The organism is Roseovarius tolerans, assembly GCF_028885395.1.
Lineage (GTDB): Bacteria > Pseudomonadota > Alphaproteobacteria > Rhodobacterales > Rhodobacteraceae > Roseovarius > Roseovarius tolerans.
In genome coordinates this window covers 2063482-2080918 of record NZ_CP118494.1, presented here as the reverse complement: position 1 = coordinate 2080918, position 17437 = coordinate 2063482, and the positions used below count along the sequence as shown (strand labels likewise).

Sequence of the window (17437 nt, the reverse complement as noted above, 5' to 3'; positions counted from 1 at the left end):
CCGAGTTTGCCGGAGATGAGGAGCCCCCAGTCTCCTGGACACCTGCTTCCTTCAGTTTCTGGTGTCTGATTTCAAAATCAACGGGCGGCGGCCCGTCCAAAAGGGCGGATTGGTTCATCACTCGGATCGCGGTGGGCAATACTTGTCCATTCGATACACGGAGCGTATGTAGGCATCGAACCATCGGCCGGCAGCCTAGGGGAGTCCTACGACAACGCCCTCGCTGAGACGATCAATGGTCTCTAAAAAACCGAACTGGGTCATCCGGCGGGGGTATTTTCGGAAAAATGAAGCAGGCATCGGAAATCGACTGGCCCGAGGGCTATGGTCGCCGGGTACTGGCCTCGGTCGATAGCACCAATGCCGAGGCTGCGCGGCTGGCCCCCGGCTTGCGTGGACCGGAGTGGATACTGGCGCTGGAGCAGACGGCGGCGCGCGGGCGGCGCGGGCGGGTTTGGGTTAACCCGATGGGGAACTTCGCGGCGACCTTGGTGATGCGGCCCAATGAGAGCCCGGACAAGGTGGCGTTGCGGTCTTTCGTGGCGTCGCTCGCGCTTTTCGACGCGCTTGTTGCGGCGACCGGGCGTGCCGAGGGGATCAGTCTCAAATGGCCCAATGACGTGCTGCTCAATGGCGGCAAGCTGGCGGGTATCCTGTTGGAGAGCGCGGGCGCGGGCCGGGGGCTGAGTCATTTCGCCATCGGCATCGGAGTGAATCTGCGCAGCGCCCCGGCGCGCGCGGAGGTGGAGGAGGGCGCGTTGCGACCTGTCTCGCTGTTGTCCGAGAGCGGGGTGGCAATCGGGCCGGAGGAGTTTCTAGACCTTCTGGCCCCGGCCTATGCGCGGTTTGAGGCGCAATTCGTGACCTACGGGTTCGCGCCCATTCGCCGGGCATGGCTCGACCGGGCGGCGCGCCTCGGTGAGGCGATCACCGCGCGCACTACACGCGACAGCCATCACGGCACGTTCGAGACGGTAGACGAGGCGGGCAATCTCGTTCTAATGACACCGAAGGGGCGGCAGGCGATTGCCGCAGCCGAGGTGTTTTTCTGACGCGGGAGGGCGGTGCCCATGCTTCTGGCGATTGATTGCGGCAATACCAACACGGTATTCTCGATCTGGGACGGGACGCGGTTTTTGTGCACGTTGCGCACCTCGACCGAGCATCAGCGCACGGCGGATCAGTATTTCGTCTGGTTCAAGACGCTGCTGGCGCATCACGGGATTGATGCCAAGATCAACGCGGTGGTGATCAGTTCCACGGTGCCGCGGGTGGTGTTCAATCTGCGCGTTCTGTCTGATCGCTATTTCAATTGCCGCCCGCTGGTGGTGGGCAAGCCCGACTGCCGTCTGCCGGTGGATGTGCGGGTGGATGCGGGCACGCAGGTGGGGCCGGATCGGCTGGTCAACACCGTGGCGGGCTATGACCTTTATGGCGGCGATCTGATCATCGTGGATTTCGGCACCGCCACCACGTTCGATGTGGTCGATCATGATGGTGCCTATATCGGCGGGGTGATCGCGCCGGGGGTGAACCTGTCGCTTCAGGCGCTACATGAGGCGGCGGCGGCGCTGCCGCATATCGACGTGACCAAGCCTGACCGCGTGATCGGCACCAACACGGTGGATTGCATGCAATCGGGTGTATTCTGGGGTTATGTCGGCCTCATTGATGGGATATGTGAACGGATAAAGGCCGAGCGTGGCCGCGCCATGAAGGTGATCGCAACAGGTGGGCTGGCACCGTTATTCCAGCAAGGTACGGACATGTTCGACATGTTCGAGGACGATCTGACAATGCACGGGCTGACCGTGATACACGAGCATAACAAGGAGGGCTGACGCCCCATGAGCAGCGAACGTTTGATCTACCTGCCCCTCGGTGGGGCGGGTGAAGTTGGTATGAATGCCTATGTCTACGGCTATGGCAAACCGGGCAAGGAGAAGCTGATCCTGGTCGATCTTGGGGTGACGTTCCCGGATATGGACGGCACGCCCGGCGTCGATCTGATCCTGCCGGATATTTCCTGGCTTGAGGCGCGCAAGGACGATCTGGAAGCGGTGTTCATCACCCACGCCCATGAGGATCACGTCGGTGCCGTCGCGCATTACTACGACCGCCTTGGCGCGCCGATTCATGCGCGCGCCTTCACCGCCAACATCGCACGGCGCAAGATGGAGGAGCATGGCCATTCCGAAAAGGCGGTCAAGACTGCGTCTGCGTGGCCCGAGACGGTCAAGGCGGGGCCCTTCAGCGTGGGGTTCGTGCCGATCTCGCATTCGATCCCGGAAAGTTCCGGCCTTGTCATCGACAGCCCCGGCGGGCGCATCGTGCATAGCGGCGATTTCAAGATCGACGAAAACCCGATCGTGGGAGAGCCGTTTGATCATGACCTCTGGGCGAGTCTGGCCGAGCCGGGGGTCAAGGCGCTGGTTTGCGATTCGACCAATGTGTTCAGCCACCATGACGGGCGGTCCGAGAGCACAGTGGGCCAACCCATTACCGATCTGGTGCAGGCATCAAAGGGCATGTTCGTCTGCACGACCTTCGCCAGCAACGTGGCACGGGTCAAGACGCTGGCCGAGGCGGGCAAGCGTGCCGGGCGTTCGGTCTGCCTGTTGGGCCGGGCGATGCGGAGGATGATCGAGGCGGCGGTCGAGACTGGCGTGCTCAAAGATTTCCCCGCGACCGTCAGCCCCGAAGAGGCGAGCAACATCCCGCGCGAGAACCTGATGCTGATCGTCACTGGTAGTCAGGGCGAGCGGCGCGCGGCGAGCGCACAGTTGGCCAATGGCAAGTACAATGGCATGGTGCTCAAAGAGGGTGACACGTTCCTCTTCTCCTCCAAGACCATTCCCGGCAACGAGCGCGGCGTCATCCATATCATCAACAAGTTCTCCGAGATGGGCGTGGATGTGGTCGAGGGCGATGATCGCTATCACGTCTCCGGCCATGCCAACCGGCCCGATCTCGACGCGATGCACAAGCTGATCAAGCCGCAGATCGTGGTGCCAATGCATGGCGAGCACCGCCACCTGCGCGAGCATGTGAAGCTGGCAGAGGCGAACCGGATCAGCGGCGTTCTGGCCGTCAACGGCATGATGATCGACCTCAGCGGCAATGCGCCCAAGGTGGCCGAATATGTCGAGACCGGGCGCACTTACGTGGACGGCTCGATCAAGATCGGGGCGATGGACGGTATCGTGCGCGACCGGATTCGCATGGCGCTCAACGGGCATGTGATGATCAATGTCATCATGGACGAGGAAGACGAGCCCCTAGGCGAGCCTTGGGTCGAGGTGATGGGGCTTGCCGAGACCGGACGCAGCCGAGCGCCGCTGGTCGATGTGCTGGAAGAGGATCTGGCGCAGTTCATGGGCCGGGCCGGGGCCAAGACGCTGACCAATGACGACAAGCTGGAAGAGGGGTTGCGCCGGGTGGCGCGGCAAAGCGCGCAGAACGAGATCGGCAAGCGGCCCGAAGTGACGGTGGTCATCAGCCGCCTGACCGCCTGAGGACGCCGCCCATGCGCATCGCCTATGTGATGGCCGAGGGGCGGGGCGATACCGATCTTCTGCTGCACGGAGTGGCCGTGCGCGCGCAGGCGCGCGGGCTGCGGCTGTGTGGCACGGTGCAGATCAACTCCAACTGCGATGCGGATCGCCCCTGTGACATGGATGTTCAGGTCTTGCCCGACGGGCCGGTGATCCGCATTTCACAGACCCTCGGGCCGGGGGCGCGAGGCTGTAGGCTCGACCCGGCCGCGCTGGAACAGGCGGTGGCCGAAAGCGAGACGCGGCTCGATGCGGGCTGCGATCTGGTGATCGTCAACAAGTTCGGCAAGCACGAGGCGGAAGGGCGCGGGTTTCGCGGGTTGATTGCGAACGCGCTGACAGCCGGGGTGCCGGTTCTGGTTGGCGTCAATCACCTCAACGCGGCGCGGTTTCAGACGTTTTGCGAGGGTTTGGCGGAGCCTGTCGCGCCTGATGATGCTGCCCTCGACGCCTGGCTTGCACCGCTCTACACGGAGATATGGGCAAAAGTTGGTGATGCCTGATCAGGCGGCAGTTTGAAGTTGGCGGATCCCATCGCGGAACTCAACCCCCTGGATGATCTCGGGCAGGCGGTTCTGTCCGTCGAGTTTGCGCCATTTCTTCTGCGCTGACATCATCAGCTTGAAGGCCATGGCCAGCCCGGTCTTGCGGCTGAGGCATCCTTTGGTGCGTTTCGTGCGGTGCCGGACCGTGGCGAAAGTGCTTTCGATCGGGTTTGACGTTCGGATGTGTTTCCACTGTTCCGCCGGATAGTCGTAGAAGGTCAGCAGCGCATCCCGGTCCTTGACCAGCTTGGCGACCGCCTTGTCCCATTTCACGCCGTAGGTTTCGACGAAAAAATCGAAGGCTGCGTTGGCCTTGGCTTTTGTCTCTGCCTGCCAGATGTCGTGCAGATGACCCTTGGCCTTGGCTTGCACGGATTTCGGCATCGCGTTCAGCACGTTCATGGTCTTGTGGACCCAACAGCGTTGCTCCCGCGTCGTGGCGAACACCTCGCGCAGGGCTGTCCAGAACCCCATGGCACCATCGCCGATAGCCAGCTTTGGATCCTGCTTCAGGCCACGCCGCTTAAGATCAAGCAGAACCTCGCGCCAGCTTTGAGTGCTCTCGCGGAAGCCGTCGGTCATGGCCAGCAGTTCCTTGCGGCCATATTCGTCTGCGCCCACAACCACCAGAACACATTGTTTTTCCTCAGCCATTCGCGGCTTGAAGTAGACTCCGTCTGCCCAGATGTAGAGAAACCGCCGCGAGCCAAGATCGCGTTTCTGCCAAGCCTCGTAGTCCTGCCACCAATCGGCTTTCAGGCGCGTGATGGTCTTGGCGGATAGACCCTTGGCATTCGGGCCCAGCAGCGCTTCAAGTGCCTCGGTAAAATCGCCCGTGGACACGCCCTTGAGGTAAAGCCAAGGCAGCAGTTCTTCGATAGATTTCGCTTTGCGCAGGTAACGTGGCAGGATGCTGGGCGTGAAGGTGATCTTGTCTTCGTAAGCACCCCGATCCCGAACCCGCGGCACCTTCACGGGCACCGGACCAATGCCGGTCATTACCTCGCGCTCAGGCAAGTGACCATGACGGACCAGGCGTGCCCGCCCATCCTCAAGTCTTTCTCCGGAAAAGGCCGCCATGAGTGTGGCCAGCTCGGCGTGGATCGCCTGTTCAATCAGCTTGCGCGCGCCATCGCGGATGACATCCGTGAACGGATCGGCGCTAAATCCCGATGGATCGGGCAGTTGAGTAATGGTAGTCTCTGACATGGGGCATATCCTTTTCTCAGCAGAGAATCGCGGCGTCTGAACACCGCCATGATATGCCGCCCCTCAGGGCGTCACCAACTTTCGCGCCTATCTCCTCTACACGGATTGACGGTCGCAAGAAGAGTGCAGCGTAAACCGCTGAGGTTATTCAGTTTTCACGCTACCGGTTTTGGGGAACGGTGGCGGACCGAGGAGGATTCGAACCCCCGACCCCTTGATTCGTAGTCAAGTACTCTATCCAGCTGAGCTATCGGTCCGTCGAGGGCAGGAATTAGACTCTGCGGACCGGCAATGCAAGGGCGTTTTGGAAGATTTATGACACATCCGTCAAATTTCCCTTGGGCAGGGTGATGCAAAAGGATGTGCCCGTCTCGTCGCTGTGTTCAAGCGAGAGCGAGCCGCCGTGACCACGCACGAGATCCTGCGCGATGGTCAGCCCAAGGCCCGTCCCACCCTTGGTCGCCCCACCTTGAAATGGCTTGAACAGGTGTTCGAGGGCCTTCGCGGGCAGGCCGGGGCCGGTGTCGGCAACACGGATGATCCAGGCGCGCTCGTCTTCGTCGGCCATGACACTGATCTCACCCGGATTTCCGGTGTTCACAATGGCTTGGCGGGCATTCCTCACAAGATTGGCGATCACGCGATAAAGTTGCTCGGCATCGGCGCGCAGCACCATATCGGCTGGGACGTCCTCGGCAAAACTGATATCGGACTTGCCCGCCGATAGCCGCTCGCTGTCGATGACATCGGCCACGATATCGGCAAATCGCACCTGCGCGAGGGTTGGGCCGGGTTCTTCTGCCTTGCCATAGGCGAGCGTGGCCTCGCAGAGATGGATCGCGCGGGTCAGCGAGTTCACCAGCTTCGGTGCCATGCGTTTCACGCTGGGGTCTTCGCTCATCTCGATGCGGTCTGTGAAAAGCTGCGCCGAGGTGAGGATGTTGCGCAGATCGTGGCTGACCTTGGCCACGGCGCCGCCAAGCTGTGCCAGATGCTCTTTTTGCTTGAGCGCACTGGTCAACTGGGTTTGCAGCGTTTGCAGCGTCTCCTCGGCCTCGCGCAACTCGCGAATGCCCGAGGAAGGAGCGATCACCCGGTGCGCGTCTTCTGGCGCTTCGGCATAGGCCTGCATATTTCCGACCACCCTGCGGATGGGGCGCACCAGAAAGTATTGGACGGCCCAGAACAGAAGCACGGCGGTAAAGACCGAGATCACCAGCGACAGCCAGAGGATACGCAGCCCGTAGTCGATCATCGCGGCACGCAGGTCGTCGGTCTCCAGCGTAACCTCGATCAACAACCCGCCCATGCGCACCGGCTGACCGATCACCCGGATCACCTGATCTTCCGGGGTGGTCAGCCGGGTCATGGCATCGCGGATGAGGGTAAAGGCGGGCGCGTTCCGCAGATCGTAGGTTTCGGATATCGGTCGGGGCACGGGTGAAGACAGTACCAGTTGCCGTGCCTCGTTGCGTCGCATCACCACGTTGAACACGCCCGCGTTGCGCAATAGTTCCTCCTGGAGGTCCGGGTTCACCTCTTCATCGGCTAAAAGCACCAGCGATGCGATCTGCGCCCGTTCCAGTCGGGTCAGCAGGAACTCCTCGCGAAAGCGGGCGATGGAGGGCACGAAGATCAGGACTTCGGCCAGCATCACGAAGACGGCCGTCAGGATCAGGAAGCGTCCCGAAAGTGAATTGAGCAAGCTGTCCCCTCCCTTGGTCGCCGCTCAGGGCAACCAGCGCTGCACGAAGCCTACAACACGTTTGACCATAGGGTTATCAAACAGCTTTGGCGAGAAATAGGCCCCGGCGACGCGCTTGTTGATCTCACCCAAGGTGGGGTAGGGGGCGACCATGTTGGCGACGTGTTTCATCTTGAACCCGTTGGCGAGGATGAAGGCCCAGAGATTGATCAATTCGCCCGCCTGTGCGCCTGCAATCGACGCGCCCACGGGCCGCCCGCGCACCACCATCACCTTGATCAGACCATCGGTCTTGCGCTCGGCAATGGCGCGGTCGTTGTGGGTGTAGTGAAAACGCACCACGTCGAGATTGCCGCCATGTTCCTTGCGCGCGGCCTCTTCGGTGAGGCCGACATGCGCGATCTCGGGGTCGGTATAGGTGGCCCATGGCACGTGATCGGTGCGTTCCTTGGCGGGCAGGCCAAGCAGTGCCTGCCGGATGATCAGCCCGGCGTGATAGCCCGCCATATGGGTGAATTGTAGCCCGCCCGCCACGTCGCCGATGGCATAGACCCGGCGATTGGTGGTCCGCATCGAGGTGTCGACCTTGATGCCGCGTTTCGTGGTCTCGATCCCGGCGGCGTCTAGGTTGAGGCGGTCGGTATTGGCCTTACGCCCGACGGCCATCAGCAGATGCGTCCCCTTGAAGATGCGCCCGTCCTTGGCCTCGACCTCGATCGCGCCCGCCTTGCCGCGAATTTCCGACGCCATGGCGCTTTCTTCAATGCCAATCCCTTCGGCCTTGAACTGGTCGATCACAACTTGCGCCAGTTCCGGATCATCCTGACCCAGCACCTTGGCCCCCTCGATCACTGTCACGTCACAGCCCAAGCGCCGATGCGCCTGCGCCATCTCCATGCCGATCGGGCCGCCGCCGATGATCAGGAGGTGATCAGGCTTTTCGCGAAGATCGAAAATCGTCTCGTTGGTGTCATAAGGTACCGTGTCGAGCCCTGGAATCGGCGGCACGAAAGGGGACGACCCGGTTGCGATGACTACCCGGCGCGCGGTGATCAGATGATCGCCTGCCTTCACTTGCTTGGGTGAGATGAATTCGCCGAATTCCCGGATCACCCGCACGCCGAGCCCCTCGAACCGTTCCTGGCTGTCCACCGGCTCGATCTGGGCGATGACATCGGCCACATGATCCTTGGCGGCGGCGTAATCCACATCCGGGGTCACATTCGCCACGCCGTATTGTGCGGCATGGGATTGCGCATAGGCCGCCTTGCCGCTGGCGATCAGCGCCTTGGAGGGCACACAGCCGAAATTCAGGCAATCGCCGCCCATCTTGTGGCCTTCGAGCAGGACCACGCTCGCCCCCATCTGCACCGCGCCCGCCGCGACGGACAGCCCGCCGGAGCCGGCGCCGATGACCAGCAGATCCGTCTTAATCTCTTGCATGCTCAAATGTCCTTCTTGCCACGAATGCTCTTGATCAGGATGGGGAGTGCTGCGAGCGCGCACAAGCCCAGGATCGGCCCGATGATCTGCGGCTCCCACAGGAGTGACAGATCGGGGCTGTCGCCGCGGTCGAAGACCTCGCCCAGGCCTACGCCGATCCAGGTGAAGACGATGGCTCCGGGGATGATTCCCAGCACGGTGGTGATCGCGAAATTCACGAAGCGCACGCCGACGAGGGCGGGCAGCAGATTGGCGACGAAAAACGGCACGGCGGGTACGAGGCGCATCAGGAACAGCACGCTGATTTCATTGTCGTGCAGCCCCGCCTTGAGCCGCTTCAGCGTGCCCTCGGAGGTTTCGATCCGGGCCGCGAGCGAACTGCCCAGCCCCCACCGGGCCGCGAGAAAGATTGCGAAGGCGCCGAGCGACGCGGCCAGCACGTTGAACGCCGTGCCCGAGACGAGGCCGAAGAGAAATCCGCCGGTGACCGAGGCCACCGCCGCACCCGGCAGCGAGAAGGCTACGATCACGAAATAGATCGCTATGAAAGCCAGCACCATCAACCCGAAATTGGCGTCCCGGAATGCCAGTAGCGCCTCTCGATTGTCGCGCAGCGTGTCGAAGGTGATGTAGTCTCGCAGCGTGAAATAGCCGATGATGGCTACGGTGAGAATGATGGCGAGCGGCGCGTGTCGCGCCCAGCCTCCGGTTTTGTGCTCTGACGAATGCTGCATGCTGTAATCCATGGTCCTACCCGGGTTTGACTGCGTTGCCTTCTACTTGCACCGCGGGTCGCTGCTATACCAGTGGCCTCACGCGGGGGTGATCGCGGGTGATGGCATGGGCGGCTGGAACGGGCGTTTCGTCACCTCTTGTAACATCACCGGGTCAGCCCCGCATGATTTTGTTGCAAATTCCGGTTGCGGGGGTTTGACTTGATCCTGACCCACCTCTATAGACCGGGCTTCGGATACATCAGGGCCGTGTGCGATTCCGATTGCAGCGTGGCCCCAACGTCGGAGACGGAGCGATGAAACGCACCTTTCAACCCTCGAACCTGGTTCGCAAACGCCGCCACGGGTTCCGCGCGCGCATGGCCACCAAAGCCGGCCGCAAGATCCTGAACGCACGTCGTGCGCGTGGCCGCAAGTCGCTGAGCGCGTAAGCGCCAGCACGTTGTGACGACCATGACACCGCCGGAGGCCCCTGACCGCAAGCCAGGGAAAAGCCCCCCGGCGGTTTCGTCATGCACGCATGACAGTTTGAACGTATTGCGCAAGCGGTCGGATTTCCTTGCCGCTGCGCGTGCGAGGCGTCAGGGCACGCCCGCGATGATGGTGCAGGGCCGCGACCGGCGCGATGACGACCCTTCGATCCGGGTGGGATTTACCTGTTCCAAGAAGGTCGGCAACGCGGTTGCGCGCAACCGGGCCAAGCGCCGGTTGCGTGCCGTGGCGCGTGAGGTCTTGCATAGCTACGGGCAACCCGGCTGGGATTATGTGTTGATCGGCCGGGCGCAAGAGACGGCGGCGCGGCCCTATGAGGCGCTGCGCGACGATCTGATCCACGCATTGCAAAAGTTGCGGGGGCCCAGATGAGCCCGCTTGCCCGGATCCTGGCCTTGCCTATCAAGGGCTATCGCCTCATCCTGTCGCCCTGGGTCGGCTATCACTGCCGCTATCATCCGACCTGTAGCCAATACGCGCTCGAGGCGCTCGAGACGCATGGGGCGCTCCGGGGCGGGTGGCTCGCGGCAAAGCGTATCGCGCGCTGCAACCCCTGGGGTCAGTGCGGTCATGATCCGGTGCCGGACCGCGATCAGCGCTAACTGCGTGAGGCATAGCCGCTGCGCGAGAATGGCCCTTTTACCCGGAGGCCATCCATGTAATAGGGACGTGCCAAACGAGATATCCATGGAGAACCATAATGGAGATTCGCGAGGCGCTCACCTTTGATGATGTTCTGCTGGTGCCTGCGGCATCGAGCGTGCTGCCCAACACTGCGGATACGCGGACCCGCGTGACCAACACGATCAGTCTCAATATCCCGTTGCTGAGTTCGGCCATGGACACCGTGACTGAGGCGCGCATGGCAATCGCCATGGCGCAGTTCGGCGGCATCGGTGTGATTCACCGCAACCTGACGGTTGAGGAACAGGCCCGTGAGGTGCGCCGCGTCAAGCGTTTCGAGAGCGGGATCGTCTACAACCCCGTTACACTGCGCCCCGACCAGACGCTTGGCGATGCCAAGGCACTCATTGAGCGTTACAATTTCACCGGCTTTCCGGTGGTCGACGAGAAGGGTCGTGTTGTCGGTATCGTCACCAATCGCGACATGCGTTTCGCCTCTAGCGATGACACGCCGGTGCATGTGATGATGACAAGCGATAAGCTCGCCATCCTGCAGGAACCTGCCGACCGCGATGAGGCCAAGAGCCTGATGCAGGCCCGCCGGATCGAGAAACTGCTCGTGACCGACAGCAACGGCAAGCTGACGGGTCTGCTGACGCTCAAGGACACCGAGCAGGCCGTGCTCAACCCGACCGCCTGCAAGGACGAGCTCGGGCGGCTGCGGGTCGCGGCGGCCTCGACTGTGGGTGACGCGGGTTTCGAGCGTTCGCAGGCGCTTGTCGATGCCGGGGTGGATATGATCGTGATCGACACCGCACATGGCCATTCCGAAGGCGTGGCGCGCGCCGTGGAGCGTGCCAAGGCACTCTCCAATCAGGTGCAGGTCGTGGCGGGCAACGTCGCTACGGCAGAGGCCACGCGCGCGCTGATCGACGCAGGCGCAGATGCGATCAAGGTCGGTATCGGGCCGGGCAGCATCTGCACCACGCGGATGGTGGCTGGCGTCGGCGTACCGCAACTGACCGCGATCATGGATTGCGCGCAGGCGGCGGGCAGCGTGCCGGTGATCGCCGATGGCGGCATCAAGTTCTCGGGCGATTTCGCCAAGGCGATCGCGGCGGGGGCCTCCTGTGCGATGGTGGGCTCCATGCTCGCGGGCACGGATGAAAGCCCGGGCGAGACGATTCTCTACCAGGGCCGGACCTTCAAGGCCTATCGCGGTATGGGCAGTCTTGGGGCGATGGCGCGCGGCTCCGCCGACCGGTATTTCCAAAAGGACGCGGCAAGTGACAAGCTGGTGCCCGAGGGGATCGAGGGGCAGGTGGCTTATAAGGGCCCTGCCGGAAACGTGTTGCATCAACTGGTGGGCGGCTTGCGTGCAGCCATGGGCTATACCGGCTGCGCGACGGTTGAAGAGATGCGCCGCGATTGCAATTTCGTGCGCATCACCGGCGCAGGCCTGAAGGAAAGCCATGTGCATGACGTGCAGATCACCCGTGAAAGTCCGAACTATCGGATCGGGTAGGAATTCCAATTGGTTGCCGGGCGTTCTTGAGGTGAGCTCGTGACTCCCGGGGCACGTGTGGCGGCGGCAATCTCCGTGCTCGACGCGGTGCGCGCGGGCGAAGCGGCTGAGAAGGCGCTTACCGGTTGGGCGCGCGGCGCGCGTTATGCGGGTTCCAAGGACCGCGCGGCAGTGCGCGATCATGTCTTCGACGTATTGCGCCGCTGGCGCTCCTGCGCGGCGCTTGGCGGTGGTGACGATGGCCGTCACCTGATGATCGGCGCGATGCGGTCCGAGGGCATCGATCCTCACACGGTCTTTACCGGCGACGGACATGCGCCGACCGCGCTGACCGAGCCGGAACGGGCGGGTGGCCATGTGCCTGTGGGGCTTGATGCGCTTGACCTGCCGGATTGGCTCTGGCCGCATTTCGAGACCTCGCTCGGCGCATCTGCCGAGGGTGCCGCAGAGATGCTGCGCCACCGCGCGCCAGTGATGCTTCGGGTTAATTTACGGCGCGGAACTGTGGCGGATGCACAGGCGCAGCTGGCGTCCGAGGGGATTGATACGACTACGGCCGATATTGCGAAGTCCGCGCTGCAAGCGATTTCCGGAGAACGAAAAATTGCCGGATCAGTCGCCTATGCCGAAGGTCTGGTGGAGCTTCAGGATGGCAGCAGTCAGGCCGCGATGGAGGCGCTGCAGATCACAAAAGGGGCGCGTGTTCTGGACTACTGCGCAGGCGGTGGTGGCAAGGTGCTTGCCCTCGCGGCCCGCGCCGATGCCGCATGGTATGCACATGATATCGCGCCGCAACGCATGAACGACTTGCCCGCGCGCGCTAAACGGGCCGGCGTGGAGGTGACGCGTCTGGAGACCGGGGCCATCGCCCGCGCCGAACCGTTCGATCTCGTGCTGTGCGATGCCCCCTGTTCCGGCAGCGGCACCTGGCGGCGCAGTCCTGAGGCCAAGTGGCGCCTGACACCGGAGCGGCTCGAGGACCTGACGCAGATCCAATATGAAATACTGGCCAGAACCGCGCCGCGCGTGTCGGATGGCGGCTGTCTGGCCTATGCGACCTGCTCCGTTTTCAAGCAAGAGAACGAAGCGGTGGTCGCGCGATTCTTGCAAGAGCATCCGTCATGGCGGCTCGGCCAGCAGAGGACGTGGCCGATCTCGGGGGCGGGCGATGGCTTCTGTCTCGCACAGCTGGTTCGTGGATAGGTTTAGCGCAACAACCTTGACGGGTTTTCGGCTGTCGTTAAAGTTCAATTAAGGTCTTTGGGCCACGCTGCGGCGGAATTGGATCTGACAGAAAGGCGTCTTTGTGGCATTCTTGTCCACTTCCGGCAGACCGCTAGGCAGGGCTGTTCTCAGGATCGGTCCGCGCAGCGGAATGATCGTTTTGGCGGGTCTGCTGTTCGCCGTCGTTGCCGTCATGCTCGGTGATCCGCGCGCGCGGTTGATGGTGGCTTTCGCGGCGGGAATACTTCTGTTCGCCGCAGCCTGGCTGGTGATTTTTCGCCGCAACGGCGCAGCGCGCGAGAAACAGACCGTGACGCACGCCGGAGCGTTGATGCAGGATGATCCGTCACCGATGATCCTCGCCGCCGCGGATGGGCATATCCTTTATGCCAATCCTGCTGCGGGCAAGGCCTTTGTGACACCTGCGGTCACGACGCTGGCCGCCGCATTGAGAGAGACGCTTGCCAATCCCGGTCCGGTGCTCTTTCGGATGGAAAGCCGGGCCGGAGCGAAAGGTGCAGCGACCGAACATATCGTGACGCGGGCGGGCCATGTGCATGTGACCGTGCATCGCGCAGGCGAGGGGCAGTTTCTCTGGCGGATCGAGCCATCGAGCACGCGATCCAATCGTGGAACCGACAGTCATGCCTTGCCGATGCTGATCGTCGGGCGCAATGATGCGGTGCTCTACATGAACCCCGCCGCGCGCCAGCTTGTGGGCGAACGGGTGCGGTCCCTCGACCGGATTTGTCCGGGCCGCAGGTTTCAGTCGGGCGAGGTGCATAGCGTGCAAACCCCGGACGGTCCTGTCGACTGTCTGCTGGTCGAGAGACAGGGCGTCGCCGGGCGGCGTGAGATCTACATTTTGCCCGGGATTTCCGGATTGGAGCGCCCGGTTGACGGATGGGCCTTTTTCGACGAATTGCCGGTGCCCTTGCTCAAGCTGCGGCGCGATGGCGCTATCGCGCTGTTGAACCTCCCCGCCAGGACGCTGCTCGGGGTGGAGGGGAGCGCGGATATTCGATTGGGTGATGTGCTGGAAGGGCTTGGACGCTCGATCTCCGACTGGCTCGACGATGCCGCCGCCGGACGTGGAACCGTGCATTCGGAATTCCTGCGTGTGCGCCGCGATGACCGGGAGGTTTTCGTTCAGGTCACCCTCAATCGCGCGACCGAGGACGGCGAGGTGGTGCTGATCGCGGTCATGAGCGATGCGACGGAGTTGAAATCGCTCGAAGCGCAATTCGTTCAAAGCCAGAAAATGCAGGCGATCGGACAGCTTGCCGGTGGTGTGGCGCATGATTTCAACAATCTCCTCACAGCGATCACAGGGCATTGCGATTTGCTGCTGTTGCGCCACGATCAGAACGCGCCCGACCATGCCGATCTCATGCAGATCAATCAGAATGCAAATCGCGCGGCGGCATTGGTCAGTCAGCTACTGGCCTATTCGCGCAAGCAGACGTTGCTTCCGCAGGTCATCGACCTGCGCGACAGCTTGTCGGACCTCACGCATCTGCTCAATCGTCTGGTCGGAGAAAAGGTGTCTCTGACCTTGAGCCACGACCCCACATTGCACGCGATTCGCGCCGACAAGCGGCAGCTTGAGCAGGTCCTGATGAACCTTGTCGTGAACGCGCGCGATGCAATGCCCGAGGGCGGCGACATTCGCATCGTCACCGAGAATCTGACACTTACCGAACCGATGCGCCGGGACCGGGCCGTGGTTGCGCCAGGGCGGTATGTCTCTGTGAAGGTTATCGATGAAGGCGAGGGGATCGCGCCCGATAAGCTGCAGAAGGTGTTCGAGCCATTTTTCACCACGAAGCGCACCGGCGAAGGGACCGGGCTTGGCCTGTCCACCGCCTATGGCATCATCAAGCAGACCGGAGGGTTCATTTTTGCCAACAGCGTGCCCGGTGAGGGCGCGACGTTTCAATTGCTGTTTCCGGCCCATACCCAATCGCCAGACTTGGAGGCGTCGTCTGATGTGGAGCCGGATGGGCGCGAGCATGTGAGTGGTGTCATCCTGCTAGTCGAGGACGAGGCCACGGTACGGGCATTTGCCAGCCGCGCCCTGCAGATGCGCGGCCTGACCGTGCTCGAGGCCGAATCTGGCGAGGACGCGCTGGAAATTCTGGAGGATCAGGATCTAAACGTGGATGTGTTCGTGACCGATGTCGTCATGCCGGGCATCGATGGGCAGACCTGGGTAATGCGGGTTCTTGAAAATCGTCCGTCGGTAAAGGTGGTGTTCATGTCCGGATATGCCGAAGAAACGTTTGGGGACGTGCAGGAGAAGATTCCGAATTCGATCTTTCTTCCGAAACCATTCTCACTGAACGAGTTGACGGAAACCGTCTTGCGCCAGATCGGATAAGGCCCCAATCATGGTGGTGTCATTCTTTGGCATTCGATTTTGGACGTGGGGACTGTGGCGTGTATTGACCGCCCCCCGTGATCCCCTGCCATAGGGTGAAGTCCGCCGCATACTTGCGGCGCAGGCGGGTCTCTGTTCCCGAGGAGAGGTCCAGTGGCACTGAAGGCGACTGATTTTGCCAAGAGGTCTCTATACTGGTGGCGAGGCGTTTTTCCAGAAAGGCGCGGAACCCGGTCTGATCCTCGTATCGGAAAAGATGCGTGACTCTGGTGCCATTGCGTTGCGGTTCGAGGAACTTGGCCTGCGAGCCGACCTGCGCGAAACTCGGAGACTCGCCCTTGCAATACGCGGTGACGAAATCATCGAAACTGATGCCACGCGTGCTATTGGCCTGCCCGTCGAGGGATGCGCGTTGTCGGTAGCGATACCAGCTTCCAAGCCAGCTGACGGGTTCGCGCATGACGGCGACGATCTCTGCATCCTCGCCAATGAATCGCTCGATCATCTGTCTGAAAAACCGGTTATAGCGAAACACCGGCGCGTGCTTGAGTTCGGGCGGTGCGCTCACGACAATCGAGGCCAATGGGGCGAGGGCGGTTTCATAGGCTGTCGTCCCGGTCTTGGGGACTGACAACAAGATCAGGCGTTGCTTTGAAAACACGAGCATATTTCGCCTCTTTCCGGATTCGGCCCCGCTGGCCACGGATATAAACCACTTGTTAATGCTTAACGGGAAAACTGTCACCACAAACAAACTTCTTGAAATGTTCTTGTTTTACCCTCATACGGATATGGAACAAGTCATGAACAAAGGCAATCATTGCCGCCCTTGGCCGGGTATGGAATAAGGAAGCGAATGAATGGCAACGGCAGATCTTCTCTCCATGGATAACAAGCGCAACGCAGACAAGCAAAAGGCGCTCGACAGCGCCCTGGCCCAGATCGAACGGCAATTCGGCAAGGGCTCGATCATGAAGATGGGCGGCGACAATCCGATCGCCGATATCGAGGCGACCTCGACCGGGTCGATCGGGCTCGATATCGCGCTTGGCATCGGTGGCATTCCCAAGGGCCGTGTGGTCGAGATTTACGGGCCCGAAAGCTCGGGCAAGACCACGCTGACCCTGCATTGTGTGGCCGAGGAACAGAAAAAGGGCGGGGTATGCGCCTTTGTCGATGCCGAACACGCGCTTGACCCCATCTATGCGCGCAAGCTCGGAGTAGATCTTGATGAGTTGCTCATTTCGCAGCCCGATACCGGCGAGCAGGCGCTCGAGATCGTCGATACGCTGGTGCGCTCTGGCGCGGTAAGCCTCGTGGTGGTCGATTCGGTGGCCGCTCTCACGCCCAAGTCTGAGCTGGAAGGTGAGATGGGGGACAGCAGCGTCGGTGTGCATGCCCGCCTGATGAGCCAGGCGATGCGTAAGCTCACCGGCTCGATCAGCCGCACCAAGTGCACGGTGATCTTCATCAACCAGATCCGCATGAAGATCGGCGTCATGTTCGGCAGCCCCGAAACTACGACCGGCGGTAACGCGCTGAAGTTCTATAGCTCGGTGCGGCTCGACATCCGCCGTATCGGTGCGATCAAGGATCGTGACGAGGTGGTCGGCAATTCGACGCGCGTCAAGGTCGTCAAGAACAAGGTGGCCCCGCCCTTCAAGCAGGTGGAATTCGACATCATGTATGGCGAGGGCATTTCCAAGACCGGCGAACTGCTCGACATGGGGGTCAAGGCGGGCGTGGTCGAGAAGTCCGGCAGTTGGTTTAGTTACGGGGACGAGCGTATCGGACAGGGCCGGGAAAACGCCAAGACCTATCTCAAGGAGCATGCGCATATCGCGCTCGCCATCGAGGACAAGATTAGGGCCGCCCACGGGCTCGATTTCGACATGCCTGATGCGCCCGAAGAGGATGGCGATGACATCATGGAAGGGTGATCAGGGCGATCCCACGCAAAAGGCCCGAGATGTCGTTCTCGGGCCTTTTTTCTTGCGGTGGA

Annotated in this window: 16 protein-coding genes, 1 tRNA gene and 1 pseudogene; 12 read left to right on the top strand and 6 right to left on the bottom strand. The window is 61.8% G+C overall.

Features of this window, described 5'->3' with window-relative positions; genetic code table 11:
- Nucleotides 1-85: 85 nt before the first annotated feature.
- The 5 genes and pseudogenes from PVU19_RS10225 to PVU19_RS10205 form a co-directional block, all read left to right on the top strand.
- A pseudogene (locus tag PVU19_RS10225) lies at nt 86-243 on the top strand (IS3 family transposase); the annotation flags it as partial.
- Nucleotides 244-287: 44 nt separating this feature from the next.
- Complete coding sequence (locus tag PVU19_RS10220) at nt 288-1052, top strand: biotin--[acetyl-CoA-carboxylase] ligase (RefSeq protein ID WP_050664192.1); 765 nt, start codon at nt 288-290, stop codon at nt 1050-1052.
- 18 nt (nt 1053-1070) lie between these two features.
- Nucleotides 1071-1841: a type III pantothenate kinase gene (locus PVU19_RS10215; RefSeq protein ID WP_050664193.1), complete on the top strand. Its 771-nt coding sequence runs from the start codon at nt 1071-1073 to the stop codon at nt 1839-1841.
- A gap of 6 nt (nt 1842-1847) precedes the next feature.
- Nucleotides 1848-3515 carry a ribonuclease J gene (locus PVU19_RS10210; RefSeq protein WP_050664194.1) on the top strand — a complete coding sequence of 556 codons (1668 nt, stop codon included), beginning with the start codon at nt 1848-1850 and terminating at the stop codon, nt 3513-3515.
- Nucleotides 3516-3526: 11 nt separating this feature from the next.
- Nucleotides 3527-4057 (top strand): DUF2478 domain-containing protein, encoded by a 531-nt coding sequence (locus PVU19_RS10205; protein WP_050664195.1) that lies wholly within the window; start codon nt 3527-3529, stop codon nt 4055-4057.
- On the opposite strand, the gene PVU19_RS10200 is transcribed toward PVU19_RS10205, so the two are convergent.
- The 5 genes from PVU19_RS10200 to PVU19_RS10180 all read right to left on the bottom strand — a co-directional run bounded on the left by PVU19_RS10200 (nt 4058) and on the right by PVU19_RS10180 (nt 9190).
- Nucleotides 4058-5308, bottom strand: a complete 1251-nt coding sequence (locus PVU19_RS10200) for an IS256 family transposase (RefSeq protein WP_089280568.1) — start codon at nt 5306-5308, stop codon at nt 4058-4060.
- A gap of 180 nt (nt 5309-5488) precedes the next feature.
- Nucleotides 5489-5565, bottom strand: a tRNA-Arg gene (locus tag PVU19_RS10195).
- A 56-nt stretch (nt 5566-5621) separates the two neighbouring features.
- On the bottom strand, nt 5622-7013 hold the full coding sequence (locus PVU19_RS10190; RefSeq protein WP_050661855.1) for a sensor histidine kinase: 1392 nt from the start codon (nt 7011-7013) through the stop codon (nt 5622-5624).
- A gap of 24 nt (nt 7014-7037) precedes the next feature.
- Nucleotides 7038-8456: a dihydrolipoyl dehydrogenase family protein gene (locus PVU19_RS10185; protein ID WP_050661856.1), complete on the bottom strand. Its 1419-nt coding sequence runs from the start codon at nt 8454-8456 to the stop codon at nt 7038-7040.
- A gap of 2 nt (nt 8457-8458) precedes the next feature.
- Nucleotides 8459-9190 carry a TVP38/TMEM64 family protein gene (locus tag PVU19_RS10180; RefSeq protein WP_082237419.1) on the bottom strand — a complete coding sequence of 244 codons (732 nt, stop codon included), beginning with the start codon at nt 9188-9190 and terminating at the stop codon, nt 8459-8461.
- 296 nt (nt 9191-9486) lie between these two features.
- On the opposite strand from PVU19_RS10180, the gene rpmH reads away from it, so the two are divergent.
- From rpmH to PVU19_RS10150, 6 genes are all read left to right on the top strand, one after another.
- On the top strand, nt 9487-9621 hold the full coding sequence (gene rpmH / locus PVU19_RS10175; protein WP_012177012.1) for a 50S ribosomal protein L34: 135 nt from the start codon (nt 9487-9489) through the stop codon (nt 9619-9621).
- A gap of 22 nt (nt 9622-9643) precedes the next feature.
- On the top strand, nt 9644-10054 hold the full coding sequence (gene rnpA, locus PVU19_RS10170) for a ribonuclease P protein component (RefSeq protein WP_050661858.1): 411 nt from the start codon (nt 9644-9646) through the stop codon (nt 10052-10054).
- A complete protein-coding gene (gene yidD / locus PVU19_RS10165; RefSeq protein WP_050661859.1) occupies nt 10051-10284 on the top strand; it encodes a membrane protein insertion efficiency factor YidD in 234 nt (77 codons plus the stop codon). Before rnpA ends, yidD begins: the two co-directional genes overlap by 4 nt.
- 98 nt (nt 10285-10382) lie before the next feature.
- A complete protein-coding gene (gene guaB, locus PVU19_RS10160) occupies nt 10383-11831 on the top strand; it encodes an IMP dehydrogenase (protein ID WP_050661860.1) in 1449 nt (482 codons plus the stop codon).
- A 39-nt stretch (nt 11832-11870) separates the two neighbouring features.
- Nucleotides 11871-13034 (top strand): RsmB/NOP family class I SAM-dependent RNA methyltransferase, encoded by a 1164-nt coding sequence (locus PVU19_RS10155; RefSeq protein ID WP_050661861.1) that lies wholly within the window; start codon nt 11871-11873, stop codon nt 13032-13034.
- A 172-nt stretch (nt 13035-13206) separates the two neighbouring features.
- The gene (locus PVU19_RS10150) at nt 13207-15435 is read left to right on the top strand and encodes an ATP-binding protein (RefSeq protein WP_082237421.1); all 2229 of its coding nucleotides are present in this window, start codon (nt 13207-13209) and stop codon (nt 15433-15435) included.
- Nucleotides 15436-15454: 19 nt separating this feature from the next.
- On the opposite strand, the gene PVU19_RS10145 is transcribed toward PVU19_RS10150, so the two are convergent.
- Nucleotides 15455-16102: a hypothetical protein gene (locus tag PVU19_RS10145; protein ID WP_050661863.1), complete on the bottom strand. Its 648-nt coding sequence runs from the start codon at nt 16100-16102 to the stop codon at nt 15455-15457.
- A 193-nt stretch (nt 16103-16295) separates the two neighbouring features.
- Between PVU19_RS10145 and recA the strand changes: the two genes are divergently transcribed.
- Nucleotides 16296-17375 carry a recombinase RecA gene (recA, locus tag PVU19_RS10140; RefSeq protein ID WP_050661864.1) on the top strand — a complete coding sequence of 360 codons (1080 nt, stop codon included), beginning with the start codon at nt 16296-16298 and terminating at the stop codon, nt 17373-17375.
- The last annotated feature ends 62 nt before the right edge of the window (nt 17376-17437 follow it).